Source organism: Bradyrhizobium sp. Leo114, from assembly GCF_055229415.2.
This window is the reverse complement of the sequence record NZ_JBUYEN020000170.1, coordinates 1-1,171: the sequence shown is the minus strand read 5'-3', so window position 1 is coordinate 1,171 and position 1,171 is coordinate 1. Positions and strand designations below refer to the sequence as shown.

Genomic DNA, 1,171 nt, shown 5'->3' with positions numbered 1-1,171 from the left:
GATCAGCGTCGTGCGTAATCTCGGATTTCCAGCTTTCGAAACGCCCTGTTCTCGATCAACGGATCCACTCTGCCAGGGCGTCGGCGCCAGCCCCGCGTAAGCAGCAACCTGGCGGCGATTATTAAAATGCCGGAACAGGCCTTCAGACCATAGGTTGGCAGCAAACTCGGCGCCGATGCCCTTGAGATTGAGCAGCATCGTGACAGGCGAAGGCGGTGCCGCGGCCGCTTGTGCGGCGATGAGCGCATCGCGTTCATCCTCAACCAGCTTGATCTGTTCGAGCAGCAGTTCTAGCCGATCGACTTCGCGGGAAATCTGGGCCTTCATGAGCACAGGTAGCGCACGCCCATCGCCGGTCCAGAGCTCGTCTAGCCGCTCACGTCGATCCTTGCGCAGTGGCTCATAATTCGCGATCCCTTGCGAGAACAACAGTCCCTTGATGCGATTGACGTGGGCGACACGCTCGACGATCAGCGCCTTGCGCTCGCGACAACTCCGTCGACGATCCTCTTCCTCGGGTGACGGAACCAGCACCATCGCACACACGCGCGGCTCGCCACGCTTGTAGGCCATTAGGGTTCGCAGCAGTGCCTCACCGTCGATGCGATCCGTTTTTGCCTGTCTGCGCCGGCGCGATGTCGCGATTGAAGCTGGGTCCACGACGTGGCTTTCGACCCCTTCTTTTTCAAGCACCCGATGAACCCAGAAGCCGTCGAGGCCGGCCTCCTGAATCGAGACGATCGGATAGTTATGCCCGGTCTTAGCTCGGCTTTTTTCGCGCAGCTTCGAAAACAGCGCGAACAACCCGGCCAGGTCTCCGGCTGACACCGAATGTTTCGACATCTTCTCGCCGTTTCCTGGCGACAACGAGGTTATCAGCCAACTAGAGCGGCTGAGCTCCAACGAAACGAAAATCGCGCCAAGATCGGTGCGGATGGTGGTCGGGTGGGCGGATCGTCCGGTCGTATGCATGATCACCTTCGGGATGAGTGTTTAGGCAGCCTTATTCTGCAAGACATACGACTGCAATCCACCCCATGGGATCTCTCAAGGAGAGCGATACGCCATGAACGAGACTAGCAACATTGTCCCGCTCCGTCAGCCCGACGAGATCGACGATCCACTGACCAATATCCTGCGTGCTGGTGCGCGGCAGCTTCTGGCGCAGGCC

General features: G+C 59.3%; 1 protein-coding gene. It reads right to left on the bottom strand.

What is annotated here, in order from left to right; genetic code table 11:
* The coding region (locus ACZIRK_RS45210) for an IS110 family RNA-guided transposase (protein ID WP_474419839.1) at positions 1-972 on the bottom strand (972 nt) is incomplete at its 3' end.
* Positions 973-1,171 lie beyond the last annotated feature (199 nt).